Source organism: Brevibacterium sanguinis (assembly GCF_003315415.1).
GTDB classification, from domain to species: Bacteria; Actinomycetota; Actinomycetes; order Actinomycetales; family Brevibacteriaceae; genus Brevibacterium; species Brevibacterium celere_A.
The window spans coordinates 14384-33512 of record NZ_QNSB01000017.1; the positions used below are offsets into that span (position 1 = coordinate 14384).

Below are 19129 nucleotides of genomic sequence, written 5' to 3' on the forward strand. Positions count from 1 at the left end.
GGGCTGAGAACGCCATGGCACAGACGCCATCACTGCGAGGGAGGACAACGGTGACTTCTCACCTGCACACCGACACACGTCGTCCGGGAGTCTCCGCGCCGGTCGCGGACTGGGTGACGATCCCGGATCTCTACGACGATCCGTTTCCCATCTACGAACGCCTCCGAGCCGAGGGAGGGGTCCATTGGGTGCCGGCGGTCAACCGCTACCTCATCACCAGCTACGAAGCCGTCAACGCCACCGAGCACGACCAGGAGATCTTCTCCGCCGACGAGGAGGGTTCGCTGCAGATCCGCGCGATGGGCCACTCCATGCTCCGTCGCGACGATCCCGAGCACTACGCGCAGCGCCGCGCCTGGCAGCCCGTCCTCAAACCCGGCTACGTCAAGCGCGTGTGGGTGTCGATGTACCGGGAGGTGGCCGAGGAGGTGCTCGGCGAACTCATCGAGAAGGGACCGGGCGCCGACCTCATCTGGGACTTCGCCGCCCCGTACGCCGCCGAGACCCTGCGCCGCATGCTCGGCCTCTACAATGCGGATCGGTCCGACCTCCAACGCTGGTCCCAGACCCTCATCGACGCCACGGGCAACTATGCTGACGACCCTGAGGTCTGGGCCAGGGGAGAGCGGTCCTTCACCGAGGTCGACACGGCCCTCGACGAGATGCTCGAACACCATCTCACGCACCGCGACGACTCACTCATCTCCGCCCTGCTGTCCATGCCCGGGGACCGCATGCCGATCGAGCAGATCCGAGCGAACATCAAGATGACCATCGGCGGCGGGCTCAACGAGCCCCGTGACGCCCTCGGCGTCGCAGCGCTCGCCATGTTCCGCCATCCCGACCAACGTGCCGCCGTCATGGCCAACCCCGATCTGTGGCCGATCGTGTTCGAAGAGACCATCCGCTGGGTCGCCCCGATCGGGATGTACTCCCGCCAGGTCACCCGCGACACCGTCCTGGCGGGGACCCACCTGCCTGCCGGTGCCAAGCTCGGCATCTGCGTTCTCTCGGCCAACCGGGACGAGACCGTCTGGAACGACGCCGACAGGTTCGACATCCACCGCGAGGTCAAACCCCACCTGGCCTTCAGCAAAGGCACCCACGTCTGTCTGGGGAACTGGGCGGCGCGAGCCCAGATCGCCGAAGTCGCCCTGCCGCTGCTCTTCAACAGTCTGCGCGATCTCGACATCGACGACTCCGGGGAGGCGAAGCTCGGCGGCTGGGTCTTCCGCGGCCCGCTCACACTGCCGGTCACCTGGACCGCAGCCGCCGGCGCTCCCGACTATGGCCCCCGAGGAGGGCTCGGGTCGAGAGCAGACGAGCAGGCCGGTGATGGGATCGGGCCCAGAGTCGCCGTCATCGGGGCGGGGCCGGCCGGATGCTTCAGCGCCAAGGAGATCCTCCGTCAGATCCCCGGATCCTCCGTCGCTGTCTACGACAGGCTCCCCGTGCCCTACGGACTGCTGAGGTACGGTGTCGCCGCTGATCACCAGGGCACCAAATCCGTGTCCACCCAGTTCGATCGGCTGTTCTCGGACTCCCGGGCACGGTTCATCGGCAACACCGAACTCGGCACGGACGTCACCATCGACGCCCTCAGAGCCGGCTACGACGCCGTCGTCCTTGCCACAGGCCTCTCCCACGACCGACCGCTGGACATCCCCGGCGCCGATCTCGAGAACGTTCACTCCGCCGGCACCATCACCCGCCTCCTCAACGGCCACCCCGACGAGCACGACGACAGCGACGCGAAGAAGCCGAGGCTCGGCAGGCGGGTCGCCCTCATCGGACACGGGAACGTCGCGATCGACATTCTCCGCCTGCTCACCTGCGCACCCGCAGCGCTCGCGGGCAGCGACATCGACGACGCCGTCCACTCGTCTCTGGCGAATGGCCTCAGGCGGCTCGACGTCATCGGACGCTCGGGTCCGAGCGCGGCCAGATTCGATCCTGTGATGATCCGCGAACTCGCGCGTGTGCCCGGTCTCACCCACATCCTCCATGGCGTCGACCTCTCAGAGATCACGCCGGGAAAGGACGCGAGACTCGATGCTCTCGTGGAGCTCGCGAGCACCGCAGACCAAGCCCCGGAGGGCGGCATCGAGGTGCACTGGTGGTTCACCGCCACACCTGAGGCGATCACCGGCACCTCGTCGGTGTCCGGCATCGACGTGCGCCACGCCGGCCGGACAATTCACCTGACTGCCGACTCGGTGATCACCGCGATCGGGTTCATCCGGAATACCCGCGAGAGCGCGAAGCTGGGACTCTGCCCGATCTCCCCCATCCCGGCCGACGGCAAGGTCGATGACGGTCTGTTCGCCATCGGCTGGCTCAGAGGCAACGGGCGCGGCACCATCCCCGACCAGCGCGCCGACGCCCGGGCCCTGGCCGCGAACCTCGCTGCCGAGGTCAGCGCCGGCACGATCTCGACGGGAGCCGAAGGTCTCGAACCCCATGCCCAGGCCACCGACTTCGTCGGGTGGCGGCGCATCGACCACAGGGAGTGCCTCGAAGCCGGCCCGGAACGATGCCGGGCGAAGATCACCACGTGGGACGGGCTCCTCGACGTGGCACGCGACGACAGTATCGACATGTCAGAGCCGCGCACCTCGGCGGGTGCGCGCCACGACCCGCTGCTGTCCGGGGTGCCGCTGACGATCCTCTTCGGGACCGAGTCGGGCAATGCGGAACTCGTCGCCGAGGAGATCGGCATGCTGTTCGGCGACCGCGACGACGTGGAGGTCGCCGATCTGTCCTCGATCCGACCATCCGATCTCGACCCGGGCCGGTTCCACCTCCTCGTGTGCTCGACCTACGGCGACGGGGAGGTTCCGAGTTCGGCAGCCGACTTCTACGCGGCCCTGCGAGAGGACACGCCCGACCTCGCCGGAGTGCGCTTCGCCGTGTTCGGCATGGGCGACGCGAGCTACACGAAGACGTATTCGCGGGGCAGCGAACTGCTCACCGAGGCACTCGAGGCCTGTGGTGCGAAGCGAGAGGGCGAGTACGGCCGCCACGACGCAGGAGGCGTCATCCCCGCCGCGGAGGCCGCCTGCGAATGGGCCGAGGGTGTCCTCGCAAACCTGTCCGCGGAGCTCTCGCCGGCCTGAGCCGATGGGCCCTGGCCCCGGACAGGTGCGGAGCCCGAAGCAGTCGAACCGCATCGCTGACCACCTCCACTGACCGAATGCCGTCATCTCACCACCAGAAGGTCCACATGTCGAACATCGCTCCCACCGCTCCCGACACGAAGAGCCGCCACCAGCGCAAGGTCGCCTTCGCAGCACTCATCGGCACCACGATCGAGTGGTACGACTACTTCACTTACTCGACCGCAGCCGCGCTCGTCTTCGCGCATCTCTACTTCGCTCCTGCCGGAGAGGCGATCGGCCAGATGCTCGCCTTCGCCACCATCGGGATCTCGTTCCTGTTCCGCCCGCTCGGGGCATTCCTGTCCGGGCACTACGGCGACAAGCTGGGCCGACGATTCGTCCTCGTCGTCACTCTCATCACCATGGGAGTGGCGACGGCCCTCATCGGACTCATCCCCACGTATGAGACGATCGGCATCGCCGCGCCGATCCTGCTCATCGTGCTGCGAATCGTCCAGGGGCTCTCCGCCGGCGGCGAATGGGGTGGCGCCGCGTTGCTCGCCGTCGAACACGCCGACGACGACAGACGTGGGCGGGCCGGATCCTCTCCCCAGTTGGGCGTTCCGCTGGGCATGCTGCTCTCCTCGGGCGTCGTCGCCCTGATGACCGGCGTGATCTCACCCGGGGAGGCGTTCATGGAGTGGGGCTGGAGAGTCCCGTTCCTGCTCTCGATCGTGCTCATCGGCGTCGGGTACTGGGTGCGTCGCACCGTCGAGGACACCCCTGTGTTCAGAGAGATGAACGCCGAGGCGGCGAAGCGCAAGGCGCCGATCATCGTGCTGTTGAGGAAGCACCTGCCCCTGGTGATCGTGGCTGCCCTGATCTTCGCGGGCAACAATGCCAGTGGGTACATGACGACCGGTGGGTTCGTCACGAAGTACGCGACGGATCCCGTCGGCTTCGACAGGACCGCAGTCCTCCTGGCGATCACGTTCGGGTCATTCGTGTGGCTTGTCGCGACGGCGGTGTCGGGCGTGCTGGCGGACAGGATCGGTCGAGTGAAGACCTACACAGCCGGCTTCGTGATTCTCATCGTCACAGCGTTTCCGCTGTTCTGGCTCATCGATACCGGTTCACTCGGTCTGCTGTATCTGGCGCTCGGTGTGTTCTCGATCGGGCTGGGGCTGTCCTATGGACCGCAGGCAGCCCTCTACGTCGAGCTGTTCCCCGCATCGGTCCGATTCAGCGGGGTGGCGATCTCCTATGCACTCGGCGCTGTCATCGGCGGCGCCTTCGCCCCCACGATCGCTCAGGCGCTGCTCGAGGCGACCGGGACGACTGCCTCGGTGTCACTGTATCTGGTGGTCATGGCCGGGATCTCCCTCGTCGCAGTGTCACTGGTCCGAGACCGGGCGGGAATCGACCTGTCCGTGGGCAACGAAGAGGAACAGAGCACAGGAGTGTGGAGAAAGCGGCGGTGAGCCCTCCGCCGTCGCGCGAGACGACCTCGCACCGTTTCCCGTCGTCCCACGAATCCAGGTCGGTCCGACGCCCGCGAAACCGTGTCCGCCCGGCAGACCGCCCCTCGGCGGACCTACCTGTGGGCGCTCTTCCGGCGCGGAACCCGCACGACGCGCACGGGGCACACGGAGTGGGCGAGGACGGACTGGGACGTCGAGCCGAGCAGGGTCGCGACGAACCCGCCGCGGCCGCGGGAGCCGACGAGCAGGAGCTCCGCGCTGTGGCTGGCGGCGACGAGCACCTCGGTGGCGGGGGAGTCGAAGATCGACCAGCGGACCTCGACCTCGGGGAACTCGTCGGCGAGCGTCGCCACCGAGAGCTCCCGCTGCGCGGCCGCCTCGTCATAGAGCTTCTGCAGGTGGGTCTCGCTCGGCATCCACTCCGGGGACAGGATGTGCGTCGCGGTGATGCCGACGAGGTGGAGCGGCTGGCCGTAGAGCTTAGCCTGGAGCGCCGCCTCGCGCAGGACGGGCGAGTCGGTCTCGAACGGATCGATTCCCGCGACGATCTCCCCGGAGAAGTCGGGGTGGACGCGGCCCTCGTCGTCGGTCGTCTGGCGTGCGCCGGTCGCGCGGACGGGCAAGTCGATGGGGGCGTTGTGCTCCGGTTCGGGACGATCGGGCCAGGTCGAGGGGATGACGACGGTCGGGCAGTGGGCGTGGGCCGGCATCGCCAGCGCCACGGAACCGAGCAGCCGCCCCTTGAACCCGCCGCGACCGCGGGCTCCGATGACGGCGAGCTCCGCGGACTTCGAGTTCTCGACCATGACGCCCGAGGCGTCGCCCGGGGCGATGACCGTCGAGACGTGGACGCCGGACTCGCGGACGGTCTCAGCCGTCGCCTCGGCGAGCTGCCGGGTCGCGTCCTTGACCGCGGAGTCGAAGTCGACGGGGTAGACGATGTCCGCCTGGGACATGTTGACGCCGGGGACCGTGTACGCGGCGACGAGCCGGATCTCGGCCGAACTCAGCTGTGCGTGCTTGATCGCCCACTGCACAGCGCCCTGGCTGTTGGATGAACCGTCGATTCCGACAATGATCGTGTGAGACATGTCCCGCCCCCTGAGAGTAGTGCCGCCACCAGTGCTTCCGATCCCAAGCTTAAGTGACGTCGGCGACATTCCGATACGACAGCCGTGGCGGGAGCCGCGAGGCCGTCGCCTGTGGCGCGGTGGGCCGCTGCCTGCGTCGTGCTGTCCGGTGCCTGTGGCGCGGCGGGCCCGCGCCCGTGTTGCGGCGAGCCGGTGCCTGGCTGGGAGTCGGGTCCGCGGGCGTCGACTAGACTGTCCGCGAATCGAAGCGGTGCAGTTCGCTTCGCCGGAGCAGTCGCCAAGGAGATCATGAAGGACCAGATCGACGTCACAGTCCGTCGCAGCCCCAAGTACTCGGTGTTCATCGGGCTGGGCGCGATCGTCGGGATCCTGGTCGCCGGAATCCTCACGCTGACGGTCGATCCCGCGCAGATGCCCGCCGGGTACACCGTGGCCAAGGGCGCGGGCCTTCTCCTGCTGTTCCTCGGGATCATCGGAGCCTTCCTCGGTGGACTCGTCGCGATCCTGCTCGACCGGCTCGGCAGGCGCCGGGCGCGCAAGTACACGGTCGAGGCGCAGATCGAGATGGTCGACGACCCCAAGGAGCTCGCTCGCCGCCGTCTCGCCGAGATGCGGGGCGAGGACCCCGACCAGCCGTCGACCGCCGCCGCGCCGAACGGTCACGCCGCGCCGAATGGTCGCGAGGCGGAGCCGAACGGTGACGCCGCCGAGGAGACTGCACAGCCATCGCCGACCGATGACGACCCGCGCCGCTGACTCGACCCCGCACCAAGCCGACGCCGCTGACTCGATGTCGCCGCGTCGACGAAGGTGATCCTCCGCTCATCGTCGTCCTCCCGGTATGAGACAATTCTTCCGTGGCAAGACGAGACGGGCGACTGACCCACGACATCGACCCCCATGACCGTTCACCCCAGGATGCTTGCGGAGTGTTCGGGGTGTGGGCGCCGGGCGAAGAGACTGCGAAGCTCACCTACTTCGGGCTCTACGCCCTCCAGCACCGTGGACAGGAATCGGCGGGGATCGCGGCGAGCAACGGCAAGCAGATCCTCGTCTACCGCGACCTCGGCCTCGTGTCCCAGGTGTTCCACGAACGCGACCTCGAGCTCCTGCAGGGGCACATCGCCGTCGGGCACACCCGCTACTCGACGACGGGATCGCCGTCGTTCGAGAACGCGCAGCCGACCCTGGGCCCGACCCCGTTCGGCACCGTCGCGCTCGCCCACAACGGGAACCTGACGAACTTCGACGAACTCGAGCAGATGGCCGATGAACGTCGCGACGACGCGCACAAGGTCGTCGAGGCGGCGACCCAGAAGTCGATGCGCACCCGCCCCTTCCGGGACTCCTCCAACGACACCTCGCTCATCACCGAGCTGCTCGCGAGTGAGGAGGGGGAGAACCTCGTCGATGCCGCCCTGCGGCTGCTGCCCAGAGTGCAGGGCGCGTTCTCGCTCGTGTTCATGGACGAGCACACCCTCTACGCCGCCCGTGACCCGCACGGTGTGCGCCCCCTGTCCCTGGGCCGGCTGGAGAACGGCTGGGTCGTCGCCTCCGAGACCGCCGCTCTCGACATCGTGGGAGCATCGCATGTGCGAGAGGTCGAGCCCGGCGAGATCATCGCCATCGACGAGGACGGTCTGCGCTCCTACAAGTTCGCCAAGCCCACCGACGCCCGCTGCGTCTTCGAGTACGTCTACCTGGCCCGTCCCGACAGCGTGCTGGCCGGCAAGACCGTCCACGCGGCCCGGACCCAGATGGGCCGGCAGCTGGCCCGCGAGTTCGCCGTCGACGCCGACCTCGTCATCGCCACCCCGGAGTCGGGAACGCCGGCGGCCGTCGGCTACGCCGAGGAGTCGGGGATCCCGTTCGGCCAGGGCCTGATGAAGAACGCGTACGTCGGCCGGACCTTCATCCAGCCCTCTCAGACCCTGCGCCAACTCGGCATCCGCCTCAAGCTCAACCCCCTGCGGGAGAACATCGCGGGCAAGCGCCTCGTCGTCGTCGACGACTCGATCGTCCGCGGCAACACGCAGCGAGCACTCGTGCGGATGCTCCGGGAGGCCGGGGCCAAGGAGATCCACATCCGGATCTCCTCGCCACCGGTCAAGTGGCCCTGCTTCTACGGCATCGACTTCGCGACCCGCGCCGAACTCATCGCCAACGGGCTCTCGACCGACGAGATCTGCAAATCCCTGGGCGCGGACTCCCTGGGCTACATCTCCCTCGACGGAATGATCGAGGCGACCGAGCAGCCGCGGAGCAATCTCTGCACCGCGTGCTTCTCCGGCGAGTACCCGATCCCCGTCAACAACACCCCAGCCGACAAAGGATGCTGAGTTGAGTTCCGAATCGCACCCGGACACGACCGCCGCCCCGCGCTCGACGACCTACGCCGCCGCCGGGGTCGACGTCGAAGCGGGGGACCGGGCCGTCGAACTGATGAAGTCGGCCGTCGCGGCCACCCATAACGCCAACGTCGTCGGAGGAGTGGGCGGATTCGCCGGGCTGTTCGACGTCAGCGTGCTCAAGGACTTCCGTCGTCCCCTGCTCGCCAGCTCGACCGACGGGGTCGGCACGAAGGTCGCGATCGCCCAGGCTCTCGACAAGCACGACACCATCGGGTACGACCTCGTCGGCATGGTCGTCGACGACATCATCGTGTGCGGTGCCAAGCCCCTGTTCATGACCGACTACATCGCCTGCGGCAAGGTCGTCGCCGAACGCATCGCCGACATCGTCCGCGGCATCGCCGAGGCATGTGCGAGCGCCGACGTCGCCCTCGTCGGCGGGGAGACCGCTGAGCATCCGGGTCTGCTCGGAGTCGACGAGTACGACGTCGCCGGTGCCGCCACCGGCGTCGTCGACGCCGACGACCTCCTCGGTCCCGAGAAGGTCCGCGCCGGAGACGTCCTCGTCGCGCTGCCCTCCTCGGGCCTCCACTCGAACGGGTACTCCCTGGTCAGGCACATCATCGCGGAGGCGGAATGGAGCCTGGACCGACACGTCGACGAGTTCGGTCGGAGCCTCGGCGAGGAGCTCCTCGTCCCGACCCACGTCTACACCGCTGAGCTCAATGCCCTCTTCGCCCGGCTGCCGGGCGCGGTCCGCTCGGTCTCGCACGTCACCGGCGGGGGACTGTCGGCCAACGTCGCCCGAGTGCTCCCGATGGGGCTGGTCGCGCGGATGTCGCGGTCGAGCTGGGAGATCCCCCCGGTGTTCACCGTCCTCGGTGACCTCGGCGGAGTTCCCCGCGACGATCGTGAGCGGACGTGGAACCTCGGCGTGGGAATGGTGCTCGTCACCGCCGCCGAGGCGGCCGACGCCGTTCTCGCCGCGTGTCCGGGTTCGTGGGTGCTCGGCGAGGTCCGCGCCGACGACGGTTCGCTGTCGAGTGAGGACGACTACGTGCAGGGCGCCAAGGGCGTCGACGGCGGCGCTGCGATCCTGCGCTGAGCGCGACGCCGTCCGAGTGACCGGCGGCGCGGTGGGTCACCGAGCCGTTGGCTGCCGACAGGGCCCCGACGAGATGTGCTGACTTCGTTCCGTTCTCTTCGCGGTGGGTTCAGCTCCTAAGTCCCTCGGGCACGCAGAAGGCGGAGACCGGAGTCTCCGCCTTCTGTCGGTTGTTCAGTTCTCGGTCGGGAGGATCGGAAGTCCGTCCTGCCTGTGCCGATCGGCCCTGTCGGGGTCGATCAGTCGCGCTGCGAGAAATCGTCCTCGTCATCGACGTTGTACTTCTCGGCGTATTCCGAGTAGTCGGGTTCGTCGTCGTAGGGATCGGACGGTCCGGACTGGTGGGAGTCGGCGCCCAGCTCCTTCTGGAGTCGACTCAGGTCGGTCTCGGGGCTGTAGTACTTCAGCTTCCGAGCTACCTTGATCTGCTTTGCCTTTGCGCGGCCGCGACCCACTGGCGTGACCCCCTCCGTCGTCATGTAGGGCACGTTGCCCCGGACTAGATCTCTGCTATGCGCTTAAATCCTACCCGTTCACAGGGGGAAGTTCCATTTTGCGCTCTCACCTTGGATAGGCTGAGCGCATGTCCTACAGTCGCGAGTATCTGGTCTCTCTGCGGATCTTCGAACCCACGGTGGTCCATTCCGAACTGCAAGACAGGGCAGTCGAAGACAACCGCGAGCGGATCGACCTCGAGGTCGCCCATGACGCCGACACGCGCCTCATCTCCCTGCCTCCGAACCCTGTCGCCGAGTCGTTCCGCGATACTCCCCTCTTCCTCCCGGCGTCTCACTCCCCGGACGGCGTCGACCGCTTCTGCCCGGTTCAGGACGACGTCCGCAGCTGGGAGGCGCTCGACGCGCTGGCCGAGCACACCTCGAAGGCGACCCTCGACATCATCGTTCCGAAGTCGGCCCGGCGCCGGGCCGCCAGCCGCCGAGCCGAATGGCTCCAGGAGGCCAAGGACACCCGAGTATTCACTCGGGTCGCGGCCTGGGATGTGCCGCCGGCCTGGTGGCTGTTCTTCTCGCTGAGCGAGGACCGCATCGTCACCGAGGAGAAGACAGAGGGCCTGCGCGTGATGATCCGCACAGACATCCTGGCCGCCTCGGCGAGGATGGAATGGGCGGCCGAGACGATCGCGGAGAAGTCGAAGGTCGTCGACATGGTCGAGCAGACCGCGACTCTGGCGCAGTGGGTCGACGGATTCGACATGAACTCGGTGCTCGAGCTCGACCTCGGGGGCATGAGCGACGTGCTGTGGCCCAACGAGGCGCCTGAGCTCGTCGATTCGTGGGTCACCGCGCTGAGCAATGACGATCCGGAGACCGCCGTGGCGTCGTTCCAGAAGTACGCGGCGATGTGGGAGCAGCTCAACCTCTACGCCCGCAGCTCCTGAACCCAGGACACCCGCGATCGTCGGCGGCTTCTGCGGTGCGAGCCGTTACGATTGTCTCGTACCGACCGGCTCGAGAGAATGACCCCGACTGAACGCATGCACACTGAGAAGCGCCGACTTCTGACGACCACGCCACCGCGATCCGCGAGGACCGCCTCGGCGGGACATTCTGCGGCGGGGAGAGCTGTGACGGAGACGGTGTCGACGGCCACCACCTCGGCGGGGACGGCAGTGGAAAGCGCACCCGGCGGCGACCGGGGCTCAGGGAGCGGCGCAGGGCGCGGGCTGGGTGCCGCGGTCGAGCGGAACCCGATGGCGCCATGGTCGATCGGCTGGCGGATCGGGGCGACCGCGATCGCCTTCGTGATCCTCACCTTCGGCCAGTTCCTCAACACCAACGACTTCTTCCCGCTCGGTTCGCTCACCCAGTACGCGACGGCGAAGAACCTCGACGGGGAGGTCAACTCGACGTGCATCGCCGCTGAATTCCCGGGCGAGGACGAGCCGCGCAGACTCGGCTTCAACACGGCCACCGTGGGCATCGAACGCGGGGACGTCGAATCGCAGCTCGACCGCGTCATCGCCAACCCCGAGCTGCTCCAGACTCTGGCCGACTCCTATGTCCGCCTCCATCCCGATGAGCCGAAGCCGGAGAGGATGATCCTCTGCCGCGAGACCACCCAGCTCGAGGACGGCATCCGCGTCGGCGAACCGACGCAGAGGGTCCTCGCGACCTGGGAGGTGCGATGATGGGCGTGCTGACGGTCGCGAAGCCCCGGAACCGCTTCCTCGAGTGGTTCATGCCGCAGATCCCCCTGGCTCGCGTCGCGGTGCTGCGGGTCCTCATCTACCTCTTCGTCATCCTCGACGTGCTCACGATCTCCAACGACGTCATCGCCCACGGCTGGACCCCGGCGCTCTACCAGCCGCTGTGGCTGGCGCGGACCCTCGGCCTCCCGCCGGTCAGCGTCCTCGGCGCCCAGATCCTGCTGGCGGCGATCATCGTATTCTCCTTCTTCGCCGCGGCGGGGGTCCTCCAGCGGGTCAGCGGGTGGATCGTCGCGATCGCCTTCGGTGCGTGGATGCTCTACACGCAGGGCTACGGATATGTCGCCCACGACCACATGGCGCTCGTCATCGCCGTCGTCGTCCTGCCGACCATCGGGATCGCCCGGTTCCGGGACGTGGGCGTCACCTCGGCGCGGGCGGGCTGGGCGCTCAAGGTCATCCAGATCTCCGTCGTCCTCACGTACTTCTACTCCGTGCTCATGAAGTGGATCGCCTCGGGCAACATCACGCATTGGGCCAACGGCGCGGTGATCATCTGGGCGCTGATGCGCCGCGGCGCGGAGTGGTCGAAGCCGTTCCTCGAGATGCCGGGACTGCTCATCGCCGCCCAGTGGGCGACGCTGGCGTTCGAGGCGCTCTCACCCGTGGCGCTGTTCCTCAAGGACAAGTGGCTCTATGCCGTCGTCGCGTTCTTCTGCGTCTTCCACCTCATGACGTACCTCGCGCTCGGCATCCACTTCCTGCCCACGGTCATCTGCTGGGCGGCGTTCCTGCCGTTGGAGAAGCTGGTTCCCCGGCGGTTCCGGATCGAGGTCCGCTGACCATCGATGGACTTCGATCATGTCGACATCGATCTGCTGCCGGGCATCGACGAGGAACTCGACGACGGCGCACGATGAGTGGGACAGTGCTGTCGCACGGTGAGCCCCTCTCCGCTGAAGCACTCATCGCGTCCCCGCGGGGACGGGCGCTCGTGTTCGCCTACGTCCAGAACTCCGTCGCGGTGTCTCTGCCGGCCGGCCGAGACGAACTGGTCGAGAGTCTGCGCACCGTGCCCCTGCCCGAACCGACGTGGCAGCGCCTGAGATCCGCCATGGGGTGTGTCGTCGGCGGTGCGATGTACTGGCAGCCACCGCACGCCGAGGACCTGCTGTGCGAAGATCCTGCGGTGAAGACCGCGCTGATGCCCATAGCCGAGCTCCTGACCGAGAGTGGAGTGCTCGACTCCTGGTCGGGACCGATCGCCGTCGAGGATCAGTGGGACATCCAGTGGTTCGACGACGCACGGCATCGTGAGAGGGCCGTGACTGACGATCTTGCGGGCCCCAGCTCGGCGCAGCGCCTCGCGAAGTGGCAGGGCCAGGTCATTGCGACCGAAGTCGAGCACCGGCTCGAGGCACTGAAGAACCCCGGTGACCCGGCCGGCGGAGAGTGGTGGTCGGCTCCACCTCCTCGACTGTGGTCGACGTCGGAGATGTGGCCGGATGGAACGCCTGTCGGGCTGTGGCTCGTCGAGGACGACTTCGGTCAGGTCGACGCCAGGGCACGGCGTCTGTCGATTCGCAGCGATTCGCGCATCGTCGAGATCGACTCACCCGAGGACTGGTCCCGGCTGTGCCGACGGCACCCTCTCGATGTCACTCTCCAGAGGCACGGGACCTGGTCGGACGCCACGGGCAGGAACGGGCAGTGGGTGATTCCCGACTGGTCGACCGTGGCCCAGGACCATGACGGAGTGCGGGTGACCGTGGCCGGGTACCTGCGGACGGCCGGACGAGTCATCGAGGTCGACAGCGACCGGGCAAGCCTCATGGCCGGCTGGAATCCCGGCCAGACCTTCTGGCTCAACGACGTCGTGCGCGACGTCGCCGAGGTGGTCGACTGGTCATTCGACGACGCCACCGACGAATGGCGGAGAACCAGCGTCACCTGAGCGACGTGTGAGTCTCAGAACGACCGCCGGAGGCGCGGCGGCGGGCAGCTGCCGAGAGCGGCTGCCGGTGTCCCCGACGCGGACGCCTCACGCGTGTTCGTCTGCGACCCGTTAGGCTCTGGCCATCATCACCGCCGCCGGGCCCGCCGTGCCGCCGGGCCACACCACGTGAGGGAGAGACATCGTGTCGAAGTTCGCCGACCGCATCGCGAGGGTGCAGCCGTCCGCCATCCGCGACCTGCTCAGGTACGGCGACGATCCCTCGATCACGTCGTTCGGCGGTGGCTACCCCGATCCCGCGCTCTTCCCGACCGTCGAACTGCAGCAGGTCTTCTCGGACATCCTCGCCACCGAGAGCGCGACCGCCCTCCAGTACACCGCCTCGGCGGGGCTGCCGGCGATGCGGGCCCAGATTGCGAAGCGGATGTCGGAGGGCGGGACGCCGACCGACGTCGATGACGTGCTCGTCCTCCAGGGCGCCCAGCAGGGGCTGGACCTCGTGGCGAAGCTGCTCATCGACCCCGGCGATGTCATCGTCACCGAGAACCCGACGTTCCTCGGCGCTCTCATCGCCTTCAACCCCTATCAGCCGGAGTACGCGGCCGTCGACATCGACGAGGACGGGATGGATGTCGAGGTGCTCGAGGAGACGCTGCGCTCGCGGTCGGACGTCAAGTTCATCTACGTCATCCCCGACTTCCAGAATCCCTCCGGCGTCACGCTCAGCCTCGAGCGGCGACGACGGATCGTCGAGCTCGCCGAGGAGTTCGACGTGCTCGTCCTCGAGGACTCCCCGTACCGGGACCTGCGCTTCGAGGGCGAGCAGCTGCCGACCCTGCGCTCCCTCGACTCCGAGAACCGCGTCATCCACCTCGGCAGCTTCTCGAAGATCCTGGCTCCGGGAGTGCGCATGGGCTGGGTGAGCGCGGGACCCACGATCCTCGAGAAGCTCGGGCTGCTCAAGCTCGCCGCCGACACCCAGTCGAGCACGCTGAACATGACCGCGGTGACCCGCTTCCTCGAGACCTTCGACATCGACGCGCACATCGCCCATGCCCGCGTCGTCTACCGCCAGAAGCGCGACCTCATGGTCACGACGATGGCCGAGGAGTTCCCCGCCGAGGTGGCCTTGACGAGGCCCGAGGGCGGACTGTTCACATGGGTGACGTTCCCCGAGGGCTTCGACTCGGCTGCATTCATGGCCGAGCACGCCCTGCCCGAGGCTCGCGTCGCCTACGTGCCCGGCGGCACGTTCTTCCCGACCGCGGAGCGGAGCAACTTCGCCCGCTTCAGCTACTCGGGACAGTCGGATGAGGCGATGGTCGATGCGCTGACACGGCTGGGCGGGATCCTCACGCGGACGATGTGAGAGCGTACAGCGCTCACACCCGACGGCCGTAGGTGAGTCGGCGGAGGACCACCTCGGCGGGACCTCTGTACGCGGTTCTCTCCATCGCCCACGCCAGGGGCAGGGACACGATCCAGATGCCGAGGGCGAGAAGGTACGCCGAGGTGGTCGTCCAGGTCTCGCCGAGTCCGAATCCCCATGCCGCGAGCAGTGGCGCGAAGACCAGAGACTGGAGCAGGTAGAAGCTCAGGGAGCGCTTGCCGACGTGCGCCACCGGAAGCAGGAACGCGGGCGGGCGCTGTGTCAGCCGGGTGCCGATGATGCCGAAGAGGGCGACATAGCCCAGTCCCGCGGCGATGCCGGTGAGCTGGCTGAGACCCATGAAGGCGAACGGAGCCAGAGCCTCCTCCGGGATGAGACCGAGGAACTGCAGCGCCTGCGGCACGGCGCCGAGGACTCCGATCGCGATGCCGAGCTCCGCGACGAGACCGAGGGAGGGCCTGGGACGGGTCGGGCCGGCTTCGATCCACAGGTGCCGCGCGGCCAGTGCGCCGAGGAGGATGCACAGCGGGACGGCGAGCGCGAGGTTGGCGAAGAGCGAACTGACGAACCACATGCCGATCCGCACGGCGAGGGCCAGCAGGTAGTTGTCCTCGCCGTTGCCCAAGGTGCTCAGGGAGATCGTGAAGTCCCAGAGCGGATCCACCTCGGGCACCTCCTCGTCGCCGGGCGCCGAGGTGTCCCCGGCAGCCCAGGCGATGAGGAGGGCGAACAGGAACTGGACCAGGGAGAACGCGGCGACGAGCCCGGCGAGGATCCACGCGGTGATCCGCAGGGCCCGGTCCGAACCGCGCAGGACCGCGAACCCGAGGACGAGCCCGGCCAGACCGTAGGCGCCGAGGATGTCGCCGCCGAAGAGGAGCAGTGCGTGGACGAAGCCGAAGACGATGAGCCACAGATTCCGGCGCACGAGCATCCGGGAGACCGCGGCGGGCTCGTCGCCTCGGGCGGTCCGGCTGCGGGAGAACTGGATCATGCCGTAGCCGAAGAGGAAGGCGAACATCGGGTAGATCCGCCCGTCGACGAAGAGGATCGTGAGCACCGAGAGCACGGTGTCGAGGGTCGAGCCGTCCGTGGGATGCGGCGACGACGAGGTCGGGTCGACCGAACCCCAGAGGTAGACGGAGACGTTGGCGATCGCGATGAGGCAGAGCATGAACCCGCGGGCGAGGTCGGGAGCCAGCGCTCGCGGTGGCGCCGGGAGCGCGTTGGTCGCGAGTGGCGGCACAGGGGCTGGAGTGAAGCCTGGGGAGAGGGCGTCGGTGTCCGCGGTCGGACCCGGCTGCCCGGGTGCGGGGGCGAAACCCGGCGGCCCGGGTACGGGAGCGGATTCCGGTGGCCCGGTGGTGGGAACCGCGGGACGGTGGTCGGGCAGCGGGGGAATCCGACCGGGCAGCGGGGGAGTCCGGTCGTCGGGGGAGTGGCGCATGGATCGCTTTCTGCTGCTGGGTGGGCAGTTCCGGGGGAGAGGACGGGAGGGCGGCCAGGCCGTGTGGGCAGTTCAGACTCGGGTGGACAGTCAGGCGGGGTGGTTCAGGCGGTGCGGTTCAGGGGGACAGACTGGGCGCCTCGGCGATGCCGAACTCGCTGCGCAGCGCCCGACGGGCCGCGAACCACCCGTTCATCCCGTGCACCCCGGGTGCGGGGGGCGTCGCCGAGGAGCACAGGTAGGCGCCTGGGATGCCGAGGCTGTAGTCGTCCCACGCCAGCCTCGGCCGGGCCATCATCCGGTAGAAGGAGACGACGCCCGCGGCGATGTCCCCGCCGATGTAGTTCTGGTTGTGGGCGGCCATCTCCGAGGCCGGGATCGCGTGGGAGGCGACGATCGTGTCGCGGAAGCCCGGGGCGAAGCGTTCGAGCTGCCGGATGATGTACTCGGTGGGGTCGAGCGGGCAGTCGAAGGGGACATGGCAGTAGGTCCACAGCGGGCGCAGGCCTCCCACCTCGCGGTTCGGGTCGAAGACCGTGGGGTCGGAGACGAGGGCGACGGGGTGGCGCGGCATCCGCCCGGCCATGACCTCGGCCTCGGCGGCGGCCATCTGCGCTCTGGTCCCGCCGACGTGGATCGTGCCGGCCCGGCCGATCTCCGGGTCCGCCCAGGGCACGGGGGCGTTGAGGACGAAGTCGACCTTCGCCGCGGCGTTGCCCTGTCGGAAGGAGCGCAGCGCCCTGTCGACGCGGTCCGGGAGGCGCCCGGAGAAGATCTGCGCGGCGTTCAGCGCCGAGGTGTCGAGCAGATAGGTGCGGGCGGCGGGCAGCTCGGAGACGCGGTCGATCCGCGCGCCGGTCGTGACCGTGCCGCCGTGGGCCTCGAGGTCGGCGACCATGAGGTCGATGATCGCCTGCGAACCGCCGACGGGGGACGGCCAGCCCCCGGCATGCGCGAGCGTCGAGAGCATCGTCGCCGTCGCCGCGGTGCCCATGCTCGGCAGAGCCCCGATGGCGTGCGCGGCGACCCCGGTGAACAGCGCCTGGCTCGTCTCATGGGACAGCGGGATGTTCCATGCGGGGCTCGCCTGTGACAGGAGTCGGAGCCCGAACCTCACGACGTTCGCGATGCCGGGCACGTCGCGGAGGGTCTGCGGCAGGGACCGCTTGTCGCCGAGCGAGAGCCAGATCGCATCATCGACGCGGTCGAGCAGAGGTGCGAAGAAGCGCCGCCATTCGGGACCGGCCGCGCCGAGGTGGTCGACCGTGGCATCGAGGTCGTGGAACGCCAGCGCGGCCGGCTGTCCGTCGAGCGGCTGGGCGTAGGAGATCTCGGGGGTGGTCAGCTCGAGACCGCGAGCGAGCAGATCGAACTCGACGAAGAAGGGGCTGGCGATCGCGAGCGGGTGAACGGCCGAGCAGATGTCGTGAGTGATCCCCGGGGCGAGCCCGAGGTCGAGAGTGCGGGCGCCGCCTCCGATGGTCTCCTGCGCCTCGAAGACCTCGACCGAGAGACCGGCGCGAGCCATGGTCAGCGCCGCGGCCATGCCATTGGGTCCGGATCCGACGACAACGACATCTACCTCGGGAGTGCTCATGGGGACAGTCTAGGCGGTCGCTCGAACCGCTCTTCAAACCCGGACGATCCCGGCGTAGACTCGCACACATGGCTATCGCAAAGCAGCCCATCATCGTCCTCGATGCCCCCGACGCGGTCGAACTCGCGCAGTTCTACGCGAAGCTGCTCGACTGGGAGGTCAAGGTCGACGCCGGCGACGAGACGTGGGTGGAGATCACCTCGGACTCCTGGCCGCCGATCTGCTTCCAGCAGGTCGAGGACTATCGTGCCCCGAGCTGGCCGAGCCAGAGTCATCCGCAGCAGATGCACATCGACGTCGTCGTCGACGACCTCGATACCGCCGAGGCGGCTGTCCTCGACATCGGTGCGGGCAAGGCCGACTTCCAGCCCGGCGAGACGTTCAGGGTGTTCCTCGACCCCGCCGGGCATCCGTTCTGCCTCTGCGCCGAGAGCTCCTGAGCCGACCGGACGTCCCGGGACTCCATCGGCCACCCGAGGACTCCGCAACCCGCGAGTACAGTGGTCGCATGCGCGTTCTCACCTCATTCGCCGACCATCCGCCCGTGCCGTGGGCCAATGGCGGCGGGGAGACGACCGAGCTCGTGTCCCTCGATGACTCCCGGCAGCTGACTCCGCGGCGGCCCGCCTGGCGTCTGAGCGTGGCCCGGCTCGAGTCACCGGGTCCCTTCTCCTCCCTGCCGGGAATGGCGCGGACCTTCCTGCCGGTCGGCGCCGAGGTGGTCCTGTCGATCGACGGAGACGAGCGACGCGTGACCGAGGACCACCCCGTCAGCTTCGACGGGGGCCAGGAGGTCCGCCTCGTCGACCTCCCGACGCCGTGCTTCGCCCTCAACCTCATGGTCGCGTATGACAGCGGTGACCGCGATCCGGCTGTCGCGACCGACACCGACGGACTCGGCCCGGCTGTCGCGATGACGCTGGGGAACCCTCCGCACGGGGGCGAGCGCGAGCACTTCGCGGTGACCCTGGAGAAGACCCCCGAGCTACCACGGTTCCAGCTCATCCACCTCGGCGCCGACGAATCACTGCCCGCGGAACTGCGCGTCGCCTTCCTCCACTGACGCCCCCGTCCCGGTGCGGGCGTGGGCCCGGCCAAACCGACCGTACCAACCTATAGCGGTGGAGTGATGTTAGCTGGCCAGGTGCTTACACTTATCGGCCACAAACTCGACGGTCTTATAGTCCCAGATGACATGCACGTTCTGCCCGGCTCGCACGGTCGCGATGCGGAAAATGCAACAGAGGACTTTGACCTGACCGTTCGACGCGACTTTCATTTCCGTGGCGCCCCCGATCGTATGCAGTGTCATACGGTTGTGCTGGGGCCCAGCATCCTGACCGGAGTTGTCCGTTGAATACCCAACCCGGGAGGAGACCGCCGAAGGTGGGACTGCCGGCATTCGATGCTCGGGCACCAGCAGTGGAGCGGTATCGGTGGCCGTCCAC

Annotated in this window: 16 protein-coding genes; 12 read left to right on the forward strand and 4 right to left on the reverse strand. The window is 68.2% G+C overall.

From position 1 onward, the window contains the following. The first annotated feature begins 50 nt into the window (after positions 1-50). Both DFO65_RS16530 and DFO65_RS16535 read left to right on the forward strand, forming a co-directional pair. Positions 51-3116: a cytochrome P450 gene (locus tag DFO65_RS16530; protein ID WP_245940844.1), complete on the forward strand. Its 3066-nt coding sequence runs from the start codon at positions 51-53 to the stop codon at positions 3114-3116. A 77-nt stretch (positions 3117-3193) separates the two neighbouring features. Further along, entirely contained in the window at positions 3194-4579 is a 1386-nt protein-coding gene (locus DFO65_RS16535; protein WP_428844234.1) for an MFS transporter, read from the forward strand. A gap of 113 nt (positions 4580-4692) precedes the next feature. On the opposite strand, the gene DFO65_RS16540 is transcribed toward DFO65_RS16535, so the two are convergent. After that, positions 4693-5670 (reverse strand): universal stress protein, encoded by a 978-nt coding sequence (locus DFO65_RS16540; RefSeq protein ID WP_113905553.1) that lies wholly within the window; start codon positions 5668-5670, stop codon positions 4693-4695. A gap of 288 nt (positions 5671-5958) precedes the next feature. Here DFO65_RS16540 and DFO65_RS16545 point away from each other — a divergent pair, with 288 nt between their 5' ends. From DFO65_RS16545 to purM, 3 genes are all read left to right on the forward strand, one after another. Next, positions 5959-6426, forward strand: coding sequence for a hypothetical protein (locus DFO65_RS16545; RefSeq protein WP_245940845.1), 468 nt, complete (start codon positions 5959-5961; stop codon positions 6424-6426). 101 nt (positions 6427-6527) lie between these two features. Then, on the forward strand, positions 6528-8009 hold the full coding sequence (gene purF, locus DFO65_RS16550; RefSeq protein ID WP_113905554.1) for an amidophosphoribosyltransferase: 1482 nt from the start codon (positions 6528-6530) through the stop codon (positions 8007-8009). A 1-nt stretch (position 8010) separates the two neighbouring features. After that, complete coding sequence (gene purM, locus DFO65_RS16555; RefSeq protein WP_113905555.1) at positions 8011-9126, forward strand: phosphoribosylformylglycinamidine cyclo-ligase; 1116 nt, start codon at positions 8011-8013, stop codon at positions 9124-9126. Positions 9127-9365: 239 nt separating this feature from the next. Here the strand turns inward: purM and DFO65_RS16560 are convergent, their stop codons facing one another. Further along, the gene (locus DFO65_RS16560) at positions 9366-9581 is read right to left on the reverse strand and encodes a DUF3073 domain-containing protein (protein ID WP_113905573.1); all 216 of its coding nucleotides are present in this window, start codon (positions 9579-9581) and stop codon (positions 9366-9368) included. Between the two features lie 128 nt (positions 9582-9709). On the opposite strand from DFO65_RS16560, the gene DFO65_RS16565 reads away from it, so the two are divergent. The 5 genes from DFO65_RS16565 to DFO65_RS16585 all read left to right on the forward strand — a co-directional run bounded on the left by DFO65_RS16565 (position 9710) and on the right by DFO65_RS16585 (position 14616). Then, on the forward strand, positions 9710-10525 hold the full coding sequence (locus tag DFO65_RS16565) for a DUF8083 family protein (protein WP_113905556.1): 816 nt from the start codon (positions 9710-9712) through the stop codon (positions 10523-10525). A 198-nt stretch (positions 10526-10723) separates the two neighbouring features. Further along, positions 10724-11275 carry a hypothetical protein gene (locus tag DFO65_RS16570; protein ID WP_245940846.1) on the forward strand — a complete coding sequence of 184 codons (552 nt, stop codon included), beginning with the start codon at positions 10724-10726 and terminating at the stop codon, positions 11273-11275. Further along, positions 11275-12135, forward strand: a complete 861-nt coding sequence (locus DFO65_RS16575) for an HTTM domain-containing protein (RefSeq protein WP_245940847.1) — start codon at positions 11275-11277, stop codon at positions 12133-12135. The genes DFO65_RS16570 and DFO65_RS16575 overlap by 1 nt, the downstream gene beginning before the upstream one ends. 74 nt (positions 12136-12209) lie before the next feature. Beyond that, positions 12210-13247 carry a hypothetical protein gene (locus tag DFO65_RS16580; RefSeq protein ID WP_147233392.1) on the forward strand — a complete coding sequence of 346 codons (1038 nt, stop codon included), beginning with the start codon at positions 12210-12212 and terminating at the stop codon, positions 13245-13247. A 184-nt stretch (positions 13248-13431) separates the two neighbouring features. Next, positions 13432-14616 carry an aminotransferase-like domain-containing protein gene (locus DFO65_RS16585; RefSeq protein ID WP_113905560.1) on the forward strand — a complete coding sequence of 395 codons (1185 nt, stop codon included), beginning with the start codon at positions 13432-13434 and terminating at the stop codon, positions 14614-14616. A gap of 13 nt (positions 14617-14629) precedes the next feature. On the opposite strand, the gene DFO65_RS16590 is transcribed toward DFO65_RS16585, so the two are convergent. Together DFO65_RS16590 and DFO65_RS16595 are read right to left on the reverse strand one after the other, a co-directional pair. After that, positions 14630-16084, reverse strand: coding sequence for a DUF418 domain-containing protein (locus tag DFO65_RS16590; protein WP_245940848.1), 1455 nt, complete (start codon positions 16082-16084; stop codon positions 14630-14632). 118 nt (positions 16085-16202) lie between these two features. Beyond that, on the reverse strand, positions 16203-17681 hold the full coding sequence (locus tag DFO65_RS16595; RefSeq protein ID WP_113905561.1) for a phytoene desaturase family protein: 1479 nt from the start codon (positions 17679-17681) through the stop codon (positions 16203-16205). Between the two features lie 68 nt (positions 17682-17749). Here DFO65_RS16595 and DFO65_RS16600 point away from each other — a divergent pair, with 68 nt between their 5' ends. After that, entirely contained in the window at positions 17750-18121 is a 372-nt protein-coding gene (locus DFO65_RS16600; protein WP_113905562.1) for a VOC family protein, read from the forward strand. A gap of 68 nt (positions 18122-18189) precedes the next feature. Further along, the gene (locus DFO65_RS16605; RefSeq protein WP_113905563.1) at positions 18190-18744 is read left to right on the forward strand and encodes a HutD family protein; all 555 of its coding nucleotides are present in this window, start codon (positions 18190-18192) and stop codon (positions 18742-18744) included. Positions 18745-19129 lie beyond the last annotated feature (385 nt).

Bases quoted from the DNA above. Each gene is read 5' to 3' on its own strand.
- DFO65_RS16595 (WP_113905561.1), bottom strand. From the start codon at position 17,681: ATGAGCACTCCCGAGGTAGATGTCGTTGTCGTCGGATCCGGACCCAAT.
- DFO65_RS16535 (WP_428844234.1), top strand. From the start codon at position 3,194: ATGCCGTCATCTCACCACCAGAAGGTCCACATGTCGAACATCGCTCCC.
- DFO65_RS16605 (WP_113905563.1), top strand. From the start codon at position 18,190: ATGCGCGTTCTCACCTCATTCGCCGACCATCCGCCCGTGCCGTGGGCC.
- DFO65_RS16600 (WP_113905562.1), top strand. From the start codon at position 17,750: ATGGCTATCGCAAAGCAGCCCATCATCGTCCTCGATGCCCCCGACGCG.
- DFO65_RS16575 (WP_245940847.1), top strand. From the start codon at position 11,275: ATGGGCGTGCTGACGGTCGCGAAGCCCCGGAACCGCTTCCTCGAGTGG.
- DFO65_RS16540 (WP_113905553.1), bottom strand. From the start codon at position 5,670: ATGTCTCACACGATCATTGTCGGAATCGACGGTTCATCCAACAGCCAG.
- DFO65_RS16590 (WP_245940848.1), bottom strand. From the start codon at position 16,084: ATGCGCCACTCCCCCGACGACCGGACTCCCCCGCTGCCCGGTCGGATT.
- DFO65_RS16580 (WP_147233392.1), top strand. From the start codon at position 12,210: ATGAGTGGGACAGTGCTGTCGCACGGTGAGCCCCTCTCCGCTGAAGCA.
- DFO65_RS16565 (WP_113905556.1), top strand. From the start codon at position 9,710: ATGTCCTACAGTCGCGAGTATCTGGTCTCTCTGCGGATCTTCGAACCC.
- DFO65_RS16545 (WP_245940845.1), top strand. From the start codon at position 5,959: ATGAAGGACCAGATCGACGTCACAGTCCGTCGCAGCCCCAAGTACTCG.